This window comes from Pedococcus sp. P2_D9 (assembly GCF_056404275.1).
On record NZ_JBFUEI010000007.1, the window covers coordinates 86,620 to 106,328 of the forward strand.

A 19,709-nucleotide genomic window follows, 5' to 3' on the forward strand; every position below is an offset into this window, starting at 1 on the left:
CACGTTAGGAGACCGCGGTTTCAGGGCTGTGGATCACGTGTTTCCCCTTCGTTACGTGGTTCTCACCCAGGCGGAGGTCGGAGGGTGAGGAATGGGCGGGGGCGGTGTCGCCCGCTGCGCTCGGGCCCGCGCTGGACGAGAGCCAGTCCACGAGGGCGCACACGTCGTCGGTGCACCCACCGCAGCCCGTGGTGGCGCGGGTGGCGCCGGCGACCTGGTCCACGGTGCTTGCCCCCTCGTGGACGCACGCCGAGATGTCGGCCTTGGTGACGCCGTTGCAGCGGCAGATCGTGGTGTCGTCGGGGATGGCGCCGGGCGAGGTGGGCGCGCTCGTCGGGTGCGGCGCGAGGGCGGGCAGCAGCAGGTATGCCGGGTCGGCAGGCACCGGTGTGCGTCGGGTGTACGTCGTGACGAGGTCTGCCGCCACCGCGCCGGCACCGACGCAGGTGGCGCCGACGAGCCTGCCGCCGGACACGACCACCTCGATGTGGCGGCCGACGTCGGGGTCGCTGAGGCGCAGCGTGCGCTGTGCCGGGTCGTCGACCCGCTGCGAGCCACACACCCCCATGGTCACGACGTCGAGGCCATGCGCCTTGAGCCGCACGACGTCGCTGCCGACCGTCGACGGTTGCCGCGACGTGGAGGTCGGCCTTGGCGCCGAGGGATCCGGTGTCGTGGCGTCTCCGCACAGGTGCGCGGCGAGCCGTCGCGACTGGTCCCAGCCCTGGGCGACCAGGCCGGTGCCGCCCTCGGGCGGCTGGGCACAGTCGCCGATGGCGAAGACGCGGGCGTCGTCGGGCGAGCGGAGGTTGTCGTCGACGACGACGCCGCGGTCGACGGTGAGGCCCGCGGCGCTGGCCAGGGCGGTGCTGGCGAGGGTGCCGGTCGCGAGCACGAGCAGGTCGGCGGGGACCACCTCGCCGTCGTCCAGGCGCAGGGCGTGGAGCCGACCGCCCTCGACCAGGGCTTCGGTCGCGCCCACGCCCACGCGGTGGTCGATGCCCAGACCCGACATCGCGAGCTCGACGACCCGCCCGGCCTCCTCGTCGAGCTGGCGCTCCATGAGGGTGCTCGCGGGGTGGATGACGGTCACGGCCACTCCACGCCTGGCGAGTCCGCAGGCGGCCTCCATGCCCAGCACGCCCGCGCCGAGGACGACGGCGCGGTGGGCGTTCAGCGTGGCGGCGACGATCTCGCGGGCGTCGTCGATGGTGCGCAGGGCGTGGACGCCACTGGTGAGGTGGTTGCCGGTCCACAGACCGGGGAGCGGGGGAACCCGCGCCGCCGAACCGGTGGCGAGGACGAGGCGGTCGTAGCGCAGGCGTGCGCCCTCGTCGGTGACCACGAGCCGGTCCTCGCGGTCCACGTGGGTCACGCTCTCGCCGCGCATCACGTGCAGCCGGGAGCTGGAGGGAGTCGGCAGCGTGAGGGCGGCCAGGTCGTGCTTGCCCGCGACGACCTCGCTGAGCAGCACCCTGTTGTAGGGCTCGCAGCCTTCCGCGCCGACGACCGTCACCTCGAACCGGCCGGCAGCGTCGGCGCCCAGCAGGTCCTCGACGAAGCGCGAGCCGACCATGCCGTTGCCGACGACGACCAGGCGGGTCATGTCCGGGCCTCGGCAGTCACGCGGTGGGTGCCCTGGTCCGCGAGCTGCACTCGCGCCGGGGTGACCTCGACGGCGCACACCTTGAACTCGGGCATGCCCGAGATGGGGTCGGTCGCGTCGCTGGTGAGGCGGTTCGCGCTGCTGGTCCCTGCCCAGTGGAACGGCATGAACACGGTGTCCGGGCGGATGGAGTCGGTGATGCGTGCCGGGACGGCGACCGAACCCCGGCTCGTCGTCAGGCGCAGCCTCTCACCCTCGACGACGCCGAGTCGGGCAGCGAGCAGCGGGTGCACCTCGACGAAGACGCCGGGGACCGCTGTCGCCAGCGCCGGGACCCGTCGGGTCTGGGCCCCGGACTGGTAGTGCTGCAGGACACGGCCGGTGATGAGGTAGAGCGGTGCGTCCGGGCGCAGGTCGTCCGCCGGTCCGACGTGGTCGACGGCGAACATCCGGGCACGCCCGTCCGAAGTGGGGAAGGACTCGCCGAACAACCGTGGCGTGCCCGGATGCGGGGCCTCGCCGTGAGCAGTTTCGGGACACGGCCAGAACAGGGCCTCCCCGGTATCGAGGCGGCTGTGGCTCAGGCCGCTGTAGTCGGCCCGTCCGCCCCGACTCGCCCGGGCGAGCTCGTCGAAGACCACGCTCGGCTCGGTGTCCCAGGTGCCTGCCGAGCCGAGACGTGAGGCGAGCTGGGCCCAGACCCACAGCTCGCTGCGCACACCAGACGGGGCGTCGACCACCTTGCGGCGTCGGATGACCCGGCCCTCGAGCGAGGTCATCGTGCCCTCCTCCTCGGCCCACTGCGTGACGGGCAGGACGACGTCGGCGAGCATCGCGGTCTCCGACGGCACGAAGTCGCAGACCACGAGGAGGTCGAGCGCACGGAGCCGGTCAGCGACCGGCTGGGCGTTGGGAGCACTGACGAGCAGGTTGGAACCGTGCACCAGCAGGGCGCGCGGGCCACCTGGTGTGCCCAGCGAGGCCAGGAGCTCCACGGCCGGCTTTCCCTTTCCCGGCAGCGACGACTCCGGGACACCCCAGACACCCGCCACGTGGGCGCGCGCGTCGGGGTCGTCGATCATCCGGTAGCCCGGGAGCTGGTCGGACTTCTGGCCGTGCTCGCGGCCCCCCTGGCCGTTGCCCTGACCCGTGACCGCGCCGTACCCACTACCCAGGCGGCCGGGCAGGCCGAGCAGGAGGGCGAGGTTGATCGCCGCCGAGACAGTTGCCGTCCCTTGTCGGGACTGTTCCACGCCCCGTCCGGTGAGGACGAATGCTCCACGTCCGCCCTGCGCGGGACTCGCCGCGGCCAGCAGCCGGGCGCAGTCGCGCAGCAGCCCAGCAGGGACACCGCACACCTGCTCGGCTCGCTCCGGCCACCACGCGGCGCAGCGTCGGCGCACGTCCTCGAGGCCGGTGGTGCGGGCCTCCAGGTAGTCGGCGTCCGTGAGGTGCTCCGAGAGCAGGACGTGGGCGATCGCCAGGAGGACGACCAGATCGGCGCCGGGCACGGGCTGCAGGTGCAGTCCCTGGCCGTCCTTGGCGAGGTCCGCCGTGGCACTGCGGCGGGGGTCGAAGACCACGAGCCCGCCGCGCCCACGAACGTCCGCGAGGTGGGCGACGGAGGGTGGCATGGTCTCGGCGAGGTTGCTGCCGAGCAGGAGGACGGCGTCTGCACCGGCGAGGTCGGTCAGGGGAAAGGGCAGGCCGCGGTCGATGCCCAGCGACCGGTTGGCCGCCGCGGCCGCGCTGCTCATGCAGAACCGGCCGTTGTAGTCGATGTTCGCCGTGCCGAGGGCGACGCGCGCGAACTTCCCCAGCTGGTAGGCCTTTTCGTTCGTCAGGCCGCCTCCGCCGAACACGGCCACCGCGTCGGCGCCGTCCTCGCTCCGGATCCGCAGGAGCCGGTCCGCCACGAGGTCCAGCGCCTCGTCCCAGCCGACCGGGGCCAGCTCACCGTCGCCCCCGCGCACGAGCGGAGTGGTCAGCCGCCCGGGGGTCGTCAGCAGCTCGCCACTCGTCCAGCCCTTCTGGCACAGGCCTCCCCGGTTGGTGGGGAAGGCCCGGCCCTCGACGGTGACGCCGTTGGCACCGTCGAGTCCGGGGGTGGCCGTGAGGGTCTGGGCGCACTGCAGCGCGCAGTACGGGCAGTGGGTGGCGACGCCCGGGCTCCCAGCGCTGGTGGCGCTGGGAGTCGGGCTGCCGATGGTGTCGGGCGTGGGGGTCAATGGGTTTCCCGGCTCAGATCGTCTCGCCGGCGAGCGACGAGCTGCGCCGCGCGTACACGGCATACGTCGTCGCGGCCATGAGCAGGTAGGCGACGATGAAGACCCAGAGCGCTGGGACCAGCGAGCCGTAGTGCGCCWTCGCCATGGCGAAGCCGCGGGGGATGAAGAAGCCGCCGTAGGCGCCGACCGCACCCGCGATCCCGATGCAGCCCGCAGCCGTCTTGCGCGCGATCGGGAGGCGCTCCGGGCTGACGCCCGCGCGGAAGACCGCGGGGATCATCCGGTAGGTCGCGCCGTTGCCGATGCCGGCACCCACGAAGAGCACGAGGAAGGAGCTGAAGAAGACGACGAAGCTGTGCGACTTCAGCCCCTCGATGGCGCCCAGAGCGCCTGCGGCGAGCAGCACGAACGAGGCGATCGTGACGCGGGCGCCGCCGAGCTTGTCGGCGACCATGCCGCCCAGCGGCCGGGTGAGCGCGCCGATGAGGGCGCCGAGGAACGCGATGGTCGTCGGGGTCTCGGGGAACTGCGTCTTGAGCAGCGTCGGGAACGCGCCCGAGTAGCCGATGAACGACCCGAAGGTGCCGATGTAGAGGAACGAGATGATCCAGGTGTGCCGGTTGCGGGTCGCCGCGGCGAAGCTGCGGTAGTCGGACTTGGCTCCGGTGAGGTTGTCCATCCCTCGCCAGGCCAGGATCGCAGCGATCACGGCCAGGGGGATGAACATGAGGCCGGCCCGCTCGAGGTGGGTCCCCGCCCCGATGACGATGACCGCGGGCACGACCATCTGCACGAGGCCCGTGCCGAGGTTGCCGCCGGCTGCGTTGAGGCCCAGGGCCTTGCCCTTCTCCGCCTCGGGGAAGAAGAAGGAGATGTTCGTCATCGAGGAGGCGAAGTTGCCGCCGCCGAAACCGGCGAGGGCCGCGCACGCGAGGAGCAGGCCGAACGACGATGTGGGCTGCGTCACCACCCACGCCAGTGCAGACGCGGGGATGAGCAGCAGCAGGGCCGAGATGATCGTCCAGTTGCGTCCGCCGAAGCGCGGGACGGCGAACGTGTAGGGGATCCGCACGGTCGCGCCGACCAGGCTGGGTACGGCGATGAGCCAGAACTGCTGGTCGAGCGTGAGGCTGAACCCGGCTGCCGGCAGCAGGGGGACGACCACGCTCCAGAGGGCCCAGACGCAGAACCCGAGGAACTCGGCGAAGACGGAAAGGCTCAGGTTGCGCCGGGCGATCGAGCGCCCGCCCCCGCGCCAGAACGTCGGGTCCTCAGGATCCCAGTGGTCGATCCAGCGGCCGGACCGGTGGATCGGGGCAGACGTGGTGGTTGAGGTGGTGGTTGAGGTGGTGGTTGAGGTGGTGGCAGGTGTGGCGCCGGCCGTGCTGGCCGGCGCCGTCGCGGTGGCGGAGTCGCCCGAGGTCAGGTTCGTGGTCACCCGGGAAGCGTGACAAACGGATGTTTCGCACCCCTGCGACCGCCGTAAAGCGCTCGTAACACTTGCCGCACAGTCCCGTCATCGGGTCTGTGAGAAGTTCCGGGTGGGAGGAGGGGTAGGCCGCGCGGCTCCTACGCCCTCACGACCTCACCACGGGTGGCGACCTCTGCAGCAGCCAGGTCGGCCAGCGCTGCCGCCGTGCTCTCGGGAGAAACCCCTGCGGTGAGGTCGAGCAGCACCGTCGTGTCGAAGCCCTCCTCGGCGGAGTCGAGGGCGGTCGCGCGCACGCAGTAGTCGGTGGCGATGCCGACCACATGGACCTCCTCGATGGCCCGCTCGCGCAGCCAGTCGGCCAGGCCCACCGTCACGTCCGCCTGCACGGTGTGTCCTTCGAACCCGCTGTAGGCCGCGCTGTGGTGGCCCTTGCGGAAGATCGCCTCCACGAACTCGAACGCCGGTTCGGCCGCCGGGTGGAACAGTGCACCGTCGCTGCCCACTCGGCAGTGCACCGGCCAGCTGTCCACGAAGTCAGGGGCCCGGCTGAAGTGCGCGCCAGGGTCGTCGTGCCAGTCGGCGGTGGCGACGATCGCGGCATAGTCGTCGTGGTGGGCGAGCACGTGCTCGCTGATCCGTCGCGCCACCTCGGCGCCCCCCACCACGGCGAGGGAGCCCCCCTCGCAGAAGTCGTTCTGCACGTCGACGATGACCAGCGCGAGGCTCATGCTTCGCACGCTACTGCCACACCAGCAGTCACTCGCCGTCGAGGTACGCCGTCGGGATCGCGGGCTCCCCGCGCTGCAGCTTCCGGGCGGTGGCAGGGAGCTCGGCGCGGGAGGCCGCGTGTCGCGCCCGGGCGGCCTCGAGGTCCAGCACGGCGTCATCGACGACCCGGCCGGCGGTCATCAGCGGCACGAGCAGCACGCGGTCGTCCCCGTCGTCGAGCGGGGGCGCTCCGATGCCGACCACCTCTGCCTCGGCGATCCCGCGGGTGTTGCGCCGGCGCAGCGCATACTTGCGGCCGGCGACCGAGGCCTTGTCCTTGCTCCGCTTGGCGACGCCGACCATCGTCCCGGAGTCGTCCTCGCGGGACACGAGCTTGTAGACCATCCCCGCCGTCGGCGCACCCGAGCCGGTGACCAGCGAGGTCCCGACGCCGTAGCGGTCCACTGGCCCGGCGGCCAGTGCCGCGATCGCGTACTCGTCGAGGTCGCTGGTCACGATGATCTGGGTGCCCGCGGCACCGAGACGGTCGAGCTGCTCACGCACCTCGCGCGCCTGGACGAGCAGGTCGCCGGAGTCGAGCCGGACTCCTCCGAGCTCCGGCCCGGCGAGCTCGACGGCGAGGGCGACCGCGGCCGGGACGTCATAGGTGTCGACGAGCAGCGTGGTGCCCTTGCCCAGCGAGGCGATCTGGGCGGCGAACGCCTCCCGTTCGTCGTCGTGCAGCAGGGTGAAGGCGTGCGCCGCGGTGCCGGCGGTCGGCACACCGAAGCGTCGCCCGGCCTCCAGGTTCGACGTGGTCGCAAACCCCGCGATGTAGGCCGCGCGGGCGGCGGCGACCGCAGCCTCCTCGTGGGTGCGGCGAGAGCCCATCTCGATGCACGGCCGGTCTCCCGCAGCCGAGGTCATCCGCGACGCAGCAGACGCGATGGCGCTGTCGTGGTTGAGGATCGACAGCACCAGCGTCTCCAGGACCACCCCGTGCGCGAAGTCCGACTCGACCACGAGCACGGGTGAGCCGGGAAAGAAGCACTCGCCCTCGGCATACCCGACGATGTCACCGTCGAAGCGGTAGTCGGCGAGGAAGTCGAGGGTCGCGGCGTCCACGATCCCGCGCAGCTGCTCCAGCTCGCCCTCGCCGAACCGGAACTGCTCGATCGCGGGGATCAGCCGCCCCGTCCCGGCCACCACGCCGTACCGGCGTCCCTCGGGCAGCCGCCGGGCGAACACCTCGAACACGCAGCGGCGGGAGGCCGCACCGCTGCGCAGGGCGGCCTCGACCATCGTGAGCTCGTAGTGGTCGGTGAGCAGCGCCGTGCTGGGTGAACGTGAGGTCACCTCGGCAGCCTAAGGTGGTGGCCGTGCCGCATGCTGTCCACCTGGAGATGTCCGTCGAGATGTCCCTCGAGATGTCCCTCGCGCCCGTCGAGCAGGAGAGTGTCTCCACCGACGAGCGCGCCGAGGTCGACGTCCCGTGGATCACGTTGGTGTGGAACGACCCGGTCAACCTGATGTCGTACGTCACGTTCGTCTTCCAGAGCTACTTCGGCTACTCCAAGTCCAAGGCCGAGCGGCTGATGATGGACGTCCACACCAAGGGCCGCGCCGTCGTCTCCACGGGCGCCCGCGAGCGCATGGAGACCGACACCGAGGCGCTCCAGGGGTATGGGCTGTGGGCCACCTTCCAGAAGGACAGCTGACGTGGCACGTGGGTTCAAGCGGCGCGATGGCCGGTACGTCGCGAAGCTCGACGCGGTCGAACGCGGCCTCGTCGTCGGGCTGATGGAGCAGGTGCTCGAGCTGGTCGAGCCCGAGCAGCCCGTCGAGGGTGTGCCCGGTGCCGCGGACGGCGACGAGTTCGACCAGATCGTGGCCGGGCTGGGTGGCATCGGCATGGGGGTGTCGTTGTCGGCGGCCGACCAGGTGCCCGAGCTGGGCGGTTCGGTGCCGCGGGAGCGCGATCCGGCGCTCGAGCGCATCTTCCCGACCGCCAACCGCGAGGACGACCAGATCGCGGCCGAGTTCCGGCGGCTGACCGAGGACGGCCTGCGAGCCCGCAAGTCGGCGAACCTCACGACGGCCATCCGGGCGCTGTCCGGCATCGAGGACCAGAAGCTCTCGCTCGAGCAGCCACAGGCCCTCGCCCTGCTCATCGCGCTGACCGACGTGCGGCTGGTGCTGGGGGAGCGGCTCGGGCTCCAGCGCGACGACGACTTCGACCTGCTGGAGGAGCAGGTGTCGGGCCTTCCGCCGGACGACCCGGCGGTCTACGCGCTGGCGGTCTACGACTTCCTCACCTGGTTGCAGGAGACCCTCGCCCACGCTCTCACCCCCTGACGCCCGGGCGCCCAGACCGCCGGTGTGACACACCAGACGTCGGGTTGATGGGGTGCAGGGGGAGGGCGGCACCTAGCCTTGACCCGTGGCGGATGCACCCATCGGGATCTTCGACTCGGGCTACGGCGGGCTGACCGTCGCACGCGCCGTGCTCGACCAGCTCCCGCACGAGTCGATCGCCTACTTCGGGGACACCGCCCGGGCGCCCTACGGTCCCCGCCCGATCGCTCAGTCCCGCGAGTTCGCCCTCGAGTGCCTCGACCGCCTGGTCGACCATGGCGTGAAGGCCCTCGTGATCGCCTGCAACACCGCGAGCGCCGCCGTGCTGCACGACGCCCGCGAGCGCTACGACGTGCCCGTGGTCGAGGTGATCCGCCCGGCCGTACGACGCGCGGCGCGAGCCACCCGGAACCATCGCGTCGGCGTCATCTCCACTCGGGGTACCCACCAGTCCGGCGCCTACGTCGACGCCTTCGCCGCGGCACCTCACCTCGACGTGACCAGCGTCCCGTGCCCACGGTTCGTGGAGTTCGTCGAGTCCGGCGTCACGAGCGGACCGGAGGTCATCGACGTGGCCCGTGGCTACCTCGCCCCGTTGGTCGACGGCGACGTCGACACCCTGGTCCTCGGGTGCACGCACTACCCGCTCCTCACCGGGGCCATCTCGTACGTCATGGGTGACGGCGTCACCCTGGTGTCCTCCGCGGACGAGACGGCCAAGGACGTCTACCGCGTGCTCGCCGACTCCGACTCGCTGCGGCCCGCCCACCTGCCGCCGCCGAGCCACGGGTTCACGACGACCGGGGACGCCGCGGAGTTCACCCGGCTCGCCCGTCGGTTCCTCGGCCCCGAGGTCGGGGCCGACAGCGATGCCGTTTTCGGGAACGCAGTGGTCCGGTCCGTTGCTGCGCCGACCGCCACGGGAGGGGCCCGATGAGGCTCACGGTCGTTGGTTGTTCGGGCTCCTTCGCCGGTCCCGACTCGCCCGCCTCCTCCTACCTCGTGCAGGCAGAGCACGCCGGCCGCACCTGGTCGGTCGTCCTCGACCTGGGCAACGGTGCTCTTGGGCCGCTGCAGCGCTTCGTCGACCTGGCCGAGATCGACGCTGTCTATGTCAGCCACCTGCACCCAGACCACTGCGTCGACGTGTGCGGTCTCTATGTCACCCGCAAGTACCGGCCCGGCGGTCGGGTTGAGGGCCAGCTCCCGGTGCATGCCCCCACGGGTGCCGAGGAACGCTTCGCCCTGATGTACCACGGGCTCGAGCACGGGGGGATGAGCTCGGAGTTCGCGGTCCACGAGCTCGCCGACGCCCAGGTGACCCAGGTCGGCCCGTTCACCATCACGGCATTTCGCGTGAACCATCCGGTGGAGGCCTACGGGTTCCGCGTCGAGGCCGACGGCGCGGTCCTCGCCTACACCGGTGACACCGACACCTGCGAGGCGCTCACACCGTTGCTGACCGGGGCTGACGTGGCGCTGGTCGACAGCGCCTTCATCGACGGGCGCGACGCCACCGTGGGTGTCCACCTCTCCGGCACCCGCGCGGGTGCCGCCGCGGTGGCCGCGGGTGGGGTGCGGCGACTGATGCTCACCCACATCCCGCCCTGGAACGACCCCGAGGTATGCCGCGCGCAAGCCGCCGCCGTCTGGTCGGGTCCGCTGGACCTCGCCGTGCAGGGCAAGACATACGAGGTCAGCGGCAGCTGATCGCCTAGGCTCTCGTCATGGCCAGAGCGGCAGCCGTTCCCATCGCGCCTGGTGTCTGGCGCATCCCGTTGCTCGGTGACTTCGTCAACGGCTTCATCCTCCGCGACGCCGACGGCCAGGTCACGCTCGTCGACATGGGTATCAAGCAGTCCGGACCCAAGGTGATGGCGGCCCTCACCTCGATCGGCTCCGGACCGTCCGACGTCACCCGGCTCCTGCTCACGCACGCCCACCCCGACCATGCGGGCGGCGCGGCTCACGTGGCTGCGAGGACCGGGCTCGACTTCGGCATCCACGAGGACGACGCCCCCTTCGCGGAGGCTGGTCACACCGCCCAGCGCGACCAGTCGTTCCTGCTCGCGAGGCTCATGACGCGGTTCTTCGGGACCAACGCCTTCCCCGCGGTCACGGTGGGGGAGCGGCTCGTCGACGGCCAGGTGCTCGACGTCGCGGGAGGCCTCGAAGTGGTGCACACACCGGGGCACTCACCCGGCCACGCGGCATACCTGCACCGTGAGTCCGGGGTGCTCATCACCGGTGACTCGATCTTCAACGTGCGCGGGCTGCGGTGGCCGATCAAGTCGTTCTGCACGAACTTCGCGCTGACCCAGAAGACGGCCCACCGGCTGGCCGAGCTCGACTACACGACCGCGGCGTTCACGCACGGTCCGCACCTGGCCGACAACCCGCGAGACCACATCCGGCGCTTCCTCGCCACGCACCCCCTGGTCGACTGAAGGATGCACGCCGACTGAGCCTCGGTCAGAGGCGCTCGCGAAGCCAGTCGAGGTCGGCGCGCTGACCGTCGAGGCCGCCGCGGGTCTCGATGACGACCGGCGCGCCCGCTGCCCGGACCACACCGGCCAGCTCGTCGGGGTCGATCAGGCCCTCGCCGAGGTTGGTGTGGCGGTCCGCCCCGGAGTCGAACTCGTCGCGGCTGTCGTTGCAGTGCACGAGGTCGATCCTCCCGGTGATGGCCTTGATCTCGTCGACGGCGGTGGCCAGCGCGATGCCCCCGGCGTGCGCGTGGCAGCTGTCGAGGCAGAAGCCGACGTTGTCGGACCCCTCGGCGCTGCCGATGGCGTCCCAGACCCGGGCGATGCGCTCGAGGGTGCGGGCCATGGCGTTGTCGCCACCGGCGGTGTTCTCGAGGAGCAGCGGGATCTTGAGGTCGGTGGCCTCGATCGCCTTGCGCCAGTTGTCGAAACCCTTGTCGACCTCTTCTGCCTTGTCGACGTGGCCCCCGTGGACGATCAGCCCCTTGGCCCCGATCGCGGCGCCGGCGTCGATGAACTGCTGGAGCAGCTTGCGGCTCGGGATGCGGATCCGGTTGTTCGTCGTCGCGACGTTGATGAGGTAGGGCGCATGGACGTAGAGGTCGACGTCCGCTGCCTCGGCGGCGGCACGCAGCGCCTCGGGACCGCCCTCGAAGTCGTACTCGGGACCCTTGTAGCCCTGCGGGTTGCCCAGGAAGAACTGGCTCAGACCCGCGCCGCGCTCCCGGGCGGCGCTGACCGGGTCTGCCGAGTCGACGTGGGCACCGAGCCGCTGGGCGGGAGAGGTGGTGTCAGCCATGGGTCCAGCCTAGGCCGGACCACCGACGTCGGGCAGGGCCCCGTTAGCCTTGCGGCGTGACTGACACGAGCCCCACCACCCGCCACGACGGACGCACCCCCGACCAGACCCGCGAGGTGCGCATCACGCGCAACTGGCTGGACCACGCCGAGGGCAGCGTGCTCGTCGAGTTCGGCCGCACGCGGGTGCTGGTGGCGGCGTCGTTCACCGAGGGCGTGCCGCGCTGGCTCAAGGGCAAGGGCACGGGCTGGGTGACCTCGGAGTACGAGATGCTGCCGCGCTCGACCAACACGCGCTCAGACCGCGAGTCGCGCAAGGGCAAGGTCGGCGGTCGCACCCACGAGATCAGCCGGCTCATCGGTCGCAGCCTGCGCGCCATCATCGACACCAAGGCGCTGGGCGAGAACACCATCGTGCTCGACTGCGACGTCCTCCAGGCCGACGGCGGGACGCGCACGGCCTCCATCACGGGGGCCTACGTCGCCCTCGTCGACGCCATCGAGGACGCCCGCGCCAAGGGGCTCATCCGCAAGGATGCCCAGCCCCTCACCGGGTCCATCGCGGCCGTGTCCGTGGGCATCGTCAAGGGTGAGGCGGTCATCGACCTCGACTACCCGGAGGACTCGACCGCCGAGACCGACATGAACGTCGTCATGACCGGCGATGGTCGCTTCGTCGAGGTGCAGGGCACGGCCGAGAACGGCGCGTTCGACCGCGAGATGCTCGACAAGCTGCTCGACAAGGCCACTGTCGGGTGCGCCGACCTGACCCGCAAGCAGCAGGAGGCGCTCGCCACCACGCCCCGCGAGCGGCTGCTGTGACCCGGGTCGTCCTGGCCACCCGCAACGACCACAAGGTCGGTGAGCTGCGGGCGATCCTCGCCGACGTGTGTGAGGAGCTCGGCCTCGAGATCGTGGGGGCGTCCGAGTTCGAGGGCGCGCCGGACGTCGTCGAGGACGAGGTGACCTTCGAGGGCAACGCCCGCCTCAAGGCCGTGGCGCTCGCCGCCCACACCGGGCTCCCGTCGCTGGCCGACGACTCGGGCCTGGCCGTCGAGGTGCTCGGCGGAGCACCCGGCATCTTCTCGGCGCGCTGGTCGGGTCGACACGGCGACGACCAGGCCAACCTCGAGCTGCTGCTCGCGCAGGTCGCCGACGTCAAGGACGAGCACCGTGCGGCAGCGTTCGTCTGCGCGGCGGTGCTGGCCCTGCCCGACGGCACGGTGCGCAGCACCGAGGGGCGTATGCCGGGTGCCTTGGCTCGAGAGCCCAAGGGCGCCAACGGTTTCGGCTACGACCCCGTCCTCGTCGTCGAGGGCGACACGCGTCACGCCGCCGAGCTCAGCCCCGACGAGAAGAACGCGATCTCGCACCGCGGCAAGGCCTTCCGCGCGATGGTCCCGCACCTCCGCGAACTCCTGGGCTGACCCGCGCTGCCCTCGGTGAGTGAGCGCCAACCCACTCATTCCCGCTCGTGGAGAGTCGGTTGGGGCTCACTGAGCGACGCAGCGGCGACCGCTAGGCTGGCGCCCCACGCGCAAGTGGCGGAATTGGCAGACGCGCCAGGTTTAGGTCCTGGTGCCTTCGGGTGTGCGGGTTCAAGTCCCGCCTTGCGCACCAGTCAGGGGCGGCCCAACCGTCGGTGGGGTGTGCCTAGACTCCCAGCATGCGAACCGGCCGGCTCGAGGCGTTCAGCGACGGCGTCCTCGCCATCCTCATCACCATCATGGTGCTCGAGCTCAAGGTCCCCGAGGAGCCGACGTTCGAGGCCCTCCGACCGTCCCTCGTCGGCCTTCTGACCTACTTGCTCAGCTTCATCTACCTCGGCATCTACTGGAACAACCACCACCACATGTTCCAGCTGGTCCGGCACGTGAGCGGGGCCATCCTCTGGGCCAACCTCGGGCTGCTGTTCATGCTCTCGCTCGTGCCGTTCACGACGGCGTGGATGGACGACACCCGGTTGGCCCAGCTGCCGGTCGTCGTCTACGGGGTCAACCTGTTGGGGGCCGCCGTCGCGTACTACGTCCTCCAGCTGGCGGTCTTCCGCCGCGACGGGCCGGACGGCCTCCTGCGCCAGGCGGTCGGCCGCGACCTCAAGGGCAAGCTGAGCCCCGCGGTCTACGTGCTCGGCATCCTCGGGTCGTTGGTGGCACCGTGGCTCGGGGTGCTGGCCTACGTGGCCGTTGCCATCACCTGGCTCGTTCCCGACCGCCGAGCCGAGCGCTTCATCCACGACCACGCCCTGGAGGACTGATCCCGTGCCCGAGCCGGACGACGACGACTTCACCTACCCGCCGGCGCTCGCCGTCGCGTCGTGGCGGCGCGAGGTGCATGCGTTGTATGCCGCGGTGCGCGCCGAGCCTGACCCCGTCACCGCCCACGCGCTGTGGGTCGACGCCCGCTCGCGGCTGTTCCTCGAGCACCCCGCCTCCCCGCGCCGCGAGGGCCAGCAGCTGAGGCACGCGCCGTACGACCCGGCATACCGGTTCGTCGTCGAGGTCGAGGAGGTCGACGACCAGGAGCCGTGGGAGTTCCGGTCGGCGACCGACGGGATCGTGCCGTTCGCCGGCGCCGGTCGCGTCACGCTCGAGGGCCTGGGGACCCTCGACCTCTGGTGGCTCAACTCCTACGGTGGCGGGCTGTTCCTGCCGGTGCGCGACGGTTCGGCAGGCACCGAGACCTACGGAGCCGGGCGCTACCTGCTCGACACGGTCAAGGGCACCGACCTCGGCCGTGACGACGAGGGGCGTTGGGTGGTCGACCTCAACTTCGCCTACAACCCCTCGTGCGTCTACGACTACCGATGGGTGTGCCCGCTCGCCCCGGCGGCCAACCGGCTCGAGGCGAGCACCCCTGTGGGGGAGCTGCTCCCCGAGGGCTACTAGGGCCACCGTGTTCACCCTCATCGGGGCCAACGGAAAGCCTTGTGCGAGCGAGGTTCCCGGGACGCTCGGTGGCAACCGCCGGGGCAAGCTCTACGGACGCCTCGACTGCCCGTCCGCCTTGCGCGCCATCCGGCAGGGCGGCTACGTCCAGCACCGCGTCTTCTTCGCTGACGAGGCGAGCGCCATCGCCGCGGGCTACCGGCCCTGCGGCACCTGCCTGCGCGCCGAGTACGCCTCCTGGAAGGCGACGCGGCCCTGACCCCCCGAGGTTGCCCTGCCGATCCGGGCGACCTCAGGAGTCGGCATAGAGTCGACCCGTGAACCACCTTCTGCGCGAGGTGCTCCCGGCCCTCGGCCTCGACGAGGGGTATGCCGCGGCGCACCTCGACGTGGTCGACGGCAGCGCCCTCCCTGCCGCTCTACCGGTGAACACCCTCGCCTGCGGCTCGGTTGCCGCGGCCGGTCTCGCCGGTGCCGCGCTGCGCGGCCTGGACCGGGTGCAGGTCGACCCGCGCCAGGTGTCGGTGTCGTTCCGGAACGACCAGGTGCAGACCGTGGACGGCGTGCACGAGCCCGGCTTCGCGACGCTGTCAGGGTTCTTCGAGGCGGGGGACGGCTGGGTCCGCACCCACGCCAACTATCCCCATCACCGGGCGCGGTTGCTGCGGGCCCTGGGTCTGGCCGAGGAAGCAACCCGCGAGGATGCAGCCGGGGCCATCGCCGAGCGGTCGGCCCAAGAGGTCGAGGACGTCGTGACGGCCGACCACGGCATCGCGGTGCGAGTGCGGTCGGTGGGCGAGTGGATGGCCTCCGATCAGGGCGGCGCCGTGGCCAGTCACGACGTGCTCTCGGTGAGGACCATTTCGGGCGGGGGTCCCTCAGGAGTCTCTTCGGCGGCCCCCGTCCCCGTGCCCGAGCGCCCGCGGGTCCTCGACCTCACCCGGGTGCTCGCCGGGCCGGTCGCCACGCGGACCCTGGCATTCCTCGGCTGTGACGTGCTGCGGGTCGACAGCCCGCACCTGCCCGAGCTGGAGGCCCTCCACCTCGACACGGACGCGGGCAAGCGCTCGACGCTGGTCGACCTGCACGACGAGCATGCCCGACACCGGCTCCACGACCTGTTGGCCGAGGCCGACGTGCTGGTGACCGGCTACCGGCCCGGTGCGCTCGCGGCCTACGGGCTGGACCCGGACCACCTCGCCGAGCAGCACCCCCAGCTGGTCTGCGCAACCCTGACGGCCTGGACCCCGACCGGGCCCTGGGGCAGGCGTCGGGGGTTCGACAGCATCGTCCAGGCCGCCACCGGGATCTCGCTCATCGAGTCGCGTGAGGGGGCGACGCCCGGAGCACTGCCCGCGCAGGCGCTGGACCACGCGACCGGCTACCTCCTCGCCGCCGGGACCCTGGCTGCCCTGCGTCGACGGGCCACCGAGGGCGGCACCTGGCGGGTCGAGGCACACCTGGCCCGAACGGCCCACTGGCTGCTCCAGACAGATGCGCTCGACGCGCCAGCCGCGGCGATCGACGACCCGAGTCCCTGGCTGGTCGAGTCCGACACGGCCTACGGTCGTGTCGCCCAGTCGCGCCCGGCTTTCGGAGTCGATCACGCCCCCAGGGAATTCGCGTCGGTGGGGCGCCGATGGGGTAGTGACCCAGCCGTCTGGGACCCGGCCGACCGCGTGTCCTGACTAGGGCGCCGCCATGGTCCGCGGGTCGAAGCCGAACGGCAGCTCGAGCCGGTGGGCAGTCATGAGGGCGTCATCGGTGAGGACGTCCCGCGTGGGCCCGTCGGCAACGACGACCCCGTCGGACAGCACCACCGACCGCGGACACAGCTCGTAGGCGTAGGGCAGGTCGTGGGTGACCATCAGCACCGTGACGTCGAGGGAGCGGACGATGTCGGCGAGCTCGCGCCGCGACGCGGGGTCGAGGTTCGACGACGGCTCGTCGAGCACGAGGATCTCGGGCTCCATCGCCAGAACGGTGGCGACCGCCACGCGACGACGCTGCCCGAACGACAGGTGGTGTGGCGGACGGTCGATGAAGTCGACCATCCCCACGCGGTCGAGGGCCGCGAGCACCCGCGCCTCGAGGGCGGCCCCGCGCAGCCCGAGGTTGGCGGGTCCGAACTCCACGTCGGCGCGCACCGACGGCATGAAGAGCTGGTCGTCGGGGTCCTGGAAGACCACCCCCACCCGGCGCCGGACCTCCTGCAGGTTCTCCTTGGTCACCGGCATCCCGGACACGGCGACGGTGCCGGCGCCGGCGGTCAGGATGCCGTTGAGGTGCAGCACCAAGGTGGTCTTGCCGGCACCGTTGGGCCCGAGCAGGGCGACGCGTTCGCCTTGGTGCACATGGAGGTTCACGCCGAACAGTGCCTGGTGGCCGTCCGGGTAGGCGTAGGCCAGACCCTGGACGTCGAGGACGGGAGTGGTCACGCGGCCACCACCACGAGCAGGGTGGCCAGCGCCACAGCAGGGAGGATGCCGGCCACGCGCCACTGCTCGGCCGTGGCCGTCGCAGGGTGCGTCACCGGCAGCGTGCCGTTGTAGCCGCGCGAGAGCATCGCGAGGTGGACGCGCTCGCCGCGTTCGTAGGAGCGGATGAACAGTGCCCCCGCCGTCGTCGCCAGCACCGGCCAGGCCCGGACCGAGCGGGCCTGGAAGCCGCGCGACTCCCGCGCGACCTTCATCCGTGCCAGCTCGCCGGTGACGACTTCAAGGTAGCGGACCATGAAGCCCATGATCTGCACGAGCTGGTGGGGCAGGCGCAGTCGTTCGAGCCCGGCCACGACGTGCCGCGGTTCCGTGGTGGTCGCGAGCACGAGTGAGGCCATGACGCCGAGGGTGCCCTTGGCCAGCAGTGCCCACCCGCCGATCAACCCCTGCTCGGACAGGTGGAGTGGGCCCACGGCGACCCGGGGCCCGGTCGCGACGAACGGCATCAGCAGGGCGAAGACCACGAAGGGCACCTCGACGACCATTCGCCTGGCGTAGTAGCCGAAGGGAACGCGGGAGGCGCGCTGGGCGAGGAGGACGAGCAGGAGGTACACGGCATACGCGGCGAACGCGGTGCGCGGGGTGAGGACGACGGTGAGGACGAAACCCAGGAGCGCCAGCAGCTTGAGGTGCGCCGGGAGGCGGTGGACGGGGGAGTGCCCGTGGAAGTGCAGGTGGTGACCGTGCCCCGCGCCCACGTCAGTTGTCGCCGTCGGTGGACGCGTCGCGGGAGGGCGCGCGGACCGGGTCGCCTTCGCCTCGACGGCGGACGGCGAGGAAGAGGCCTCCGGCGATGACGAAGACGAGGGCGCCGCCGACGATGCCTGCCACGCCGCCGGAGACGCGGGCGTTGTCGATGCCGCGGGTCGAGTACCCGGCAAAGGGTGAGCCGTCGCTGGCGTGGGAACGCGCCGAGCCGAGGAAACCCTGCTCTCCAGCCACGAACACGAGTCCGTCCGGGCTGCTGGAGGCGTAGTAGGAGACGACTCCCGCCAGGAAGAGGCAGACGAGGATGCCGACGACCATGAGGCGCTTGGTGGAGACGCGCGGCCGGGGGGTGCTCATGCCGCCACTCCGTTGCGGATGGTCAGGGTGCGGGTCTCGAGGCTGGGCCGGGCTCCGTGGACGAGGTCGGGCCGGACGGCGACGATGCTGAAGACGGCCAGCCCCGTGATGACCGCCTCGCCGACCCCGATGAGGGTGTGCACGCCCACCATCGCCGTGGCCACCGTCGAGAACGGCACGTCGACCGTGCCGCCCAGCTCGAAGAGCAGCGAGAACGCGAAGGCGGCCGTCGGCACCGAGACCAGGGCCGCTGCTGCCGCGGCCGGCACGACCATCAGCGGGCGCTTCGGCAGCACCTGGCGCAGGACGACGAAGGCCAGCCAGCCCACCCAGACGCCCACCAGTCCCATCAGGGTGATGTTGGTGCCGAGCGCAGTGATCCCGCCGTCGGCCATCAGGGTCGCCTGGACCAGGAGCACCACGGTGATCGACAGGGTGGCCGTGCAGGGCCCGACCAGGACCGCGGCGAGTGCACCACCCAGCAGGTGGCCGGAGGTGCCCGCGGCGATGGGGAAGTTGAGCATCTGCGTGCAGAAGATGAAGAGCGCGACGAGTCCGGCCAGAGGTGCCGTGCGGTCGTCGAGCTCACGGCGCGCACCGCGCAGCGCCAGTGCCACCCCGGCGACCGCGACGACGGCAGTGCCCACCGACGTCGGTGCGTCGAGGAATCCGTCGGGCACGTGCACGGTCGCTCCTGTCTCGAGGCCTTGTGGTGCGGGGCCCGTCGTCCTGTGGATGTCGTCCTGAGGTGGCGGTTGCCCGGCTGGGATAGGTTGGGAACCGCTGGTGGAACCACGTTATTGCAATTTAATCGCAATAACCCTATCCGATCGACGAGGAGCAGACAGCAGTGGCCGAGCGACTGACCGCAGGTGAGACCGCCCCCGACTTCACCCTGCCCGACGACCAGGGCGGCGAGGTCTCGCTGTCCGACCTTCGTGGCAAGAAGGTCATCGTGTACTTCTACCCCGCCGCGATGACCCCGGGATGCACCACGCAGGCCTGCGACTTCAGCGACAACATCAACACCCTCCACCGTGAGGGCTACGAGGTGCTCGGCATCTCGGCCGACAAGCCCGAGAAGCTGGCCAAGTTCCGCGAGCACGACGGCCTCACCATCCGGCTGCTGTCCGACGTGGACCGGTCCGTGATGAACTCCTACGGAGCCTTCGGCGAGAAGAAGCTCTACGGCAAGACCGTCGAGGGCGTCATCCGCAGCACCGTCGTCGTCGACGAGGCCGGCAAGGTCTCCCACGCTTGGTACAACGTCAAGGCCACCGGTCACGTCGCCAAGCTGCGCCGCGACCTCGGCCTCGGCTGACCCGTTCTGCCCGCCTGAACCACAAGGAGCCCGCATGAGCGAGAACTCGAGCAAGCCGTCGGCCGACAGCGGCAAGTCCGTCGACCAGATCGAGGCCGACATCGCCGCCGCGCGGGAGCGCCTCGCGGGCACCGTGGACGAGCTGCACACCCGCACGGCCCCGCAGGAGATCGCCCGACGGCAGGTCCAGTCGCTCAAGACCAGGTTCACCGAGGCCACCCGCACCGAGTCCGGCGACCTTCGCACGGAACGCATCGCCGCGCTGGCAGCCGCCGCCGTCGCGCTGATCGGCCTGGGAGCGGCGCGCCGCCGTCACCGCTGAGC

23 protein-coding genes and 1 tRNA gene are annotated in these 19,709 nt (G+C 71.4%); 14 read left to right on the top strand and 10 right to left on the bottom strand.

What is annotated here, in order from left to right; all coding sequences use genetic code 11:
• Positions 1–4 precede the first annotated feature (4 nt).
• From AC1DXJ_RS12780 to AC1DXJ_RS12800, 5 genes are all read right to left on the bottom strand, one after another.
• The gene (locus AC1DXJ_RS12780; protein WP_477637138.1) at positions 5–1,606 is read right to left on the bottom strand and encodes an FAD-dependent oxidoreductase; all 1,602 of its coding nucleotides are present in this window, start codon (positions 1,604–1,606) and stop codon (positions 5–7) included.
• Positions 1,603–3,813 carry a molybdopterin oxidoreductase family protein gene (locus AC1DXJ_RS12785; protein ID WP_477637157.1) on the bottom strand — a complete coding sequence of 737 codons (2,211 nt, stop codon included), beginning with the start codon at positions 3,811–3,813 and terminating at the stop codon, positions 1,603–1,605. The genes AC1DXJ_RS12780 and AC1DXJ_RS12785 overlap by 4 nt, the downstream gene beginning before the upstream one ends.
• A gap of 34 nt (positions 3,814–3,847) precedes the next feature.
• Positions 3,848–5,272, bottom strand: a complete 1,425-nt coding sequence (locus AC1DXJ_RS12790; protein WP_477637139.1) for an MFS transporter — start codon at positions 5,270–5,272, stop codon at positions 3,848–3,850.
• Positions 5,273–5,403: 131 nt separating this feature from the next.
• Positions 5,404–5,994, bottom strand: coding sequence for an isochorismatase family protein (locus AC1DXJ_RS12795; RefSeq protein ID WP_477637140.1), 591 nt, complete (start codon positions 5,992–5,994; stop codon positions 5,404–5,406).
• 28 nt (positions 5,995–6,022) lie between these two features.
• Positions 6,023–7,330 (bottom strand): nicotinate phosphoribosyltransferase, encoded by a 1,308-nt coding sequence (locus tag AC1DXJ_RS12800; protein WP_477637141.1) that lies wholly within the window; start codon positions 7,328–7,330, stop codon positions 6,023–6,025.
• A 71-nt stretch (positions 7,331–7,401) separates the two neighbouring features.
• Here AC1DXJ_RS12800 and clpS point away from each other — a divergent pair, with 71 nt between their 5' ends.
• From clpS to AC1DXJ_RS12825, 5 genes are all read left to right on the top strand, one after another.
• Positions 7,402–7,692, top strand: a complete 291-nt coding sequence (gene clpS / locus AC1DXJ_RS12805; protein WP_477624419.1) for an ATP-dependent Clp protease adapter ClpS — start codon at positions 7,402–7,404, stop codon at positions 7,690–7,692.
• A gap of 1 nt (position 7,693) precedes the next feature.
• On the top strand, positions 7,694–8,329 hold the full coding sequence (locus tag AC1DXJ_RS12810; protein WP_477632582.1) for a DUF2017 domain-containing protein: 636 nt from the start codon (positions 7,694–7,696) through the stop codon (positions 8,327–8,329).
• Between the two features lie 85 nt (positions 8,330–8,414).
• A complete protein-coding gene (murI, locus tag AC1DXJ_RS12815) occupies positions 8,415–9,266 on the top strand; it encodes a glutamate racemase (RefSeq protein ID WP_477615212.1) in 852 nt (283 codons plus the stop codon).
• Positions 9,263–10,039, top strand: a complete 777-nt coding sequence (locus AC1DXJ_RS12820) for an MBL fold metallo-hydrolase (protein WP_477632583.1) — start codon at positions 9,263–9,265, stop codon at positions 10,037–10,039. Before murI ends, AC1DXJ_RS12820 begins: the two co-directional genes overlap by 4 nt.
• A gap of 17 nt (positions 10,040–10,056) precedes the next feature.
• A complete protein-coding gene (locus AC1DXJ_RS12825; RefSeq protein ID WP_477615214.1) occupies positions 10,057–10,776 on the top strand; it encodes an MBL fold metallo-hydrolase in 720 nt (239 codons plus the stop codon).
• A 25-nt stretch (positions 10,777–10,801) separates the two neighbouring features.
• Here AC1DXJ_RS12825 and AC1DXJ_RS12830 read toward each other — a convergent pair whose 3' ends face one another.
• Positions 10,802–11,614, bottom strand: a complete 813-nt coding sequence (locus AC1DXJ_RS12830; protein WP_477637142.1) for a deoxyribonuclease IV — start codon at positions 11,612–11,614, stop codon at positions 10,802–10,804.
• A 56-nt stretch (positions 11,615–11,670) separates the two neighbouring features.
• Here AC1DXJ_RS12830 and rph point away from each other — a divergent pair, with 56 nt between their 5' ends.
• The 7 genes from rph to AC1DXJ_RS12865 all read left to right on the top strand — a co-directional run bounded on the left by rph (position 11,671) and on the right by AC1DXJ_RS12865 (position 16,189).
• Complete coding sequence (rph, locus tag AC1DXJ_RS12835; protein WP_477632585.1) at positions 11,671–12,435, top strand: ribonuclease PH; 765 nt, start codon at positions 11,671–11,673, stop codon at positions 12,433–12,435.
• Positions 12,432–13,040: an RdgB/HAM1 family non-canonical purine NTP pyrophosphatase gene (gene rdgB / locus AC1DXJ_RS12840; RefSeq protein ID WP_477637143.1), complete on the top strand. Its 609-nt coding sequence runs from the start codon at positions 12,432–12,434 to the stop codon at positions 13,038–13,040. The genes rph and rdgB overlap by 4 nt, the downstream gene beginning before the upstream one ends.
• Before the next feature lie 108 nt (positions 13,041–13,148).
• Positions 13,149–13,233 (top strand) — tRNA-Leu (locus AC1DXJ_RS12845).
• Between the two features lie 46 nt (positions 13,234–13,279).
• Entirely contained in the window at positions 13,280–13,870 is a 591-nt protein-coding gene (locus AC1DXJ_RS12850; protein WP_477615218.1) for a TMEM175 family protein, read from the top strand.
• Between the two features lie 4 nt (positions 13,871–13,874).
• Entirely contained in the window at positions 13,875–14,501 is a 627-nt protein-coding gene (locus AC1DXJ_RS12855; protein ID WP_477637144.1) for a DUF1684 domain-containing protein, read from the top strand.
• 7 nt (positions 14,502–14,508) lie between these two features.
• The gene (locus tag AC1DXJ_RS12860; RefSeq protein ID WP_477637145.1) at positions 14,509–14,760 is read left to right on the top strand and encodes an Ada metal-binding domain-containing protein; all 252 of its coding nucleotides are present in this window, start codon (positions 14,509–14,511) and stop codon (positions 14,758–14,760) included.
• Between the two features lie 58 nt (positions 14,761–14,818).
• Entirely contained in the window at positions 14,819–16,189 is a 1,371-nt protein-coding gene (locus AC1DXJ_RS12865) for a CoA transferase (RefSeq protein WP_477637146.1), read from the top strand.
• Here the strand turns inward: AC1DXJ_RS12865 and AC1DXJ_RS12870 are convergent, their stop codons facing one another.
• Genes AC1DXJ_RS12870 through AC1DXJ_RS12885 form a run of 4 tightly spaced genes read right to left on the bottom strand, consistent with a single transcriptional unit; the run spans position 16,190 to position 18,750 of the window.
• Positions 16,190–16,939 (bottom strand): energy-coupling factor ABC transporter ATP-binding protein, encoded by a 750-nt coding sequence (locus AC1DXJ_RS12870; RefSeq protein WP_477615222.1) that lies wholly within the window; start codon positions 16,937–16,939, stop codon positions 16,190–16,192. It abuts the gene before it with no gap.
• Entirely contained in the window at positions 16,936–17,697 is a 762-nt protein-coding gene (gene cbiQ / locus AC1DXJ_RS12875; RefSeq protein WP_477615223.1) for a cobalt ECF transporter T component CbiQ, read from the bottom strand. Before cbiQ ends, AC1DXJ_RS12870 begins: the two co-directional genes overlap by 4 nt.
• A gap of 1 nt (position 17,698) precedes the next feature.
• A complete protein-coding gene (locus AC1DXJ_RS12880; protein ID WP_477615224.1) occupies positions 17,699–18,064 on the bottom strand; it encodes a PDGLE domain-containing protein in 366 nt (121 codons plus the stop codon).
• Positions 18,061–18,750 (bottom strand): energy-coupling factor ABC transporter permease, encoded by a 690-nt coding sequence (locus tag AC1DXJ_RS12885; RefSeq protein WP_477615225.1) that lies wholly within the window; start codon positions 18,748–18,750, stop codon positions 18,061–18,063. The genes AC1DXJ_RS12880 and AC1DXJ_RS12885 overlap by 4 nt, the downstream gene beginning before the upstream one ends.
• Before the next feature lie 164 nt (positions 18,751–18,914).
• On the opposite strand from AC1DXJ_RS12885, the gene bcp reads away from it, so the two are divergent.
• Together bcp and AC1DXJ_RS12895 are read left to right on the top strand one after the other, a co-directional pair.
• Positions 18,915–19,385 (top strand): thioredoxin-dependent thiol peroxidase, encoded by a 471-nt coding sequence (bcp, locus tag AC1DXJ_RS12890; protein WP_477615226.1) that lies wholly within the window; start codon positions 18,915–18,917, stop codon positions 19,383–19,385.
• A 34-nt stretch (positions 19,386–19,419) separates the two neighbouring features.
• Positions 19,420–19,707 carry a DUF3618 domain-containing protein gene (locus tag AC1DXJ_RS12895; RefSeq protein ID WP_477615227.1) on the top strand — a complete coding sequence of 96 codons (288 nt, stop codon included), beginning with the start codon at positions 19,420–19,422 and terminating at the stop codon, positions 19,705–19,707.
• Positions 19,708–19,709: the final 2 nt, after the last annotated feature.

What these genes read in the sequence shown, in the direction of transcription:
- AC1DXJ_RS12780 (WP_477637138.1), bottom strand. Translation starts at nt 1,606, where the DNA reads ATGACCCGCCTGGTCGTCGTCGGCAACGGCATGGTCGGCTCGCGCTTC.
- AC1DXJ_RS12795 (WP_477637140.1), bottom strand. Translation starts at nt 5,994, where the DNA reads ATGAGCCTCGCGCTGGTCATCGTCGACGTGCAGAACGACTTCTGCGAG.
- clpS (WP_477624419.1), top strand. Translation starts at nt 7,402, where the DNA reads ATGTCCCTCGCGCCCGTCGAGCAGGAGAGTGTCTCCACCGACGAGCGC.
- AC1DXJ_RS12820 (WP_477632583.1), top strand. Translation starts at nt 9,263, where the DNA reads ATGAGGCTCACGGTCGTTGGTTGTTCGGGCTCCTTCGCCGGTCCCGAC.
- AC1DXJ_RS12825 (WP_477615214.1), top strand. Translation starts at nt 10,057, where the DNA reads ATGGCCAGAGCGGCAGCCGTTCCCATCGCGCCTGGTGTCTGGCGCATC.
- AC1DXJ_RS12830 (WP_477637142.1), bottom strand. Translation starts at nt 11,614, where the DNA reads ATGGCTGACACCACCTCTCCCGCCCAGCGGCTCGGTGCCCACGTCGAC.
- AC1DXJ_RS12850 (WP_477615218.1), top strand. Translation starts at nt 13,280, where the DNA reads ATGCGAACCGGCCGGCTCGAGGCGTTCAGCGACGGCGTCCTCGCCATC.
- AC1DXJ_RS12880 (WP_477615224.1), bottom strand. Translation starts at nt 18,064, where the DNA reads ATGAGCACCCCCCGGCCGCGCGTCTCCACCAAGCGCCTCATGGTCGTC.
- AC1DXJ_RS12895 (WP_477615227.1), top strand. Translation starts at nt 19,420, where the DNA reads ATGAGCGAGAACTCGAGCAAGCCGTCGGCCGACAGCGGCAAGTCCGTC.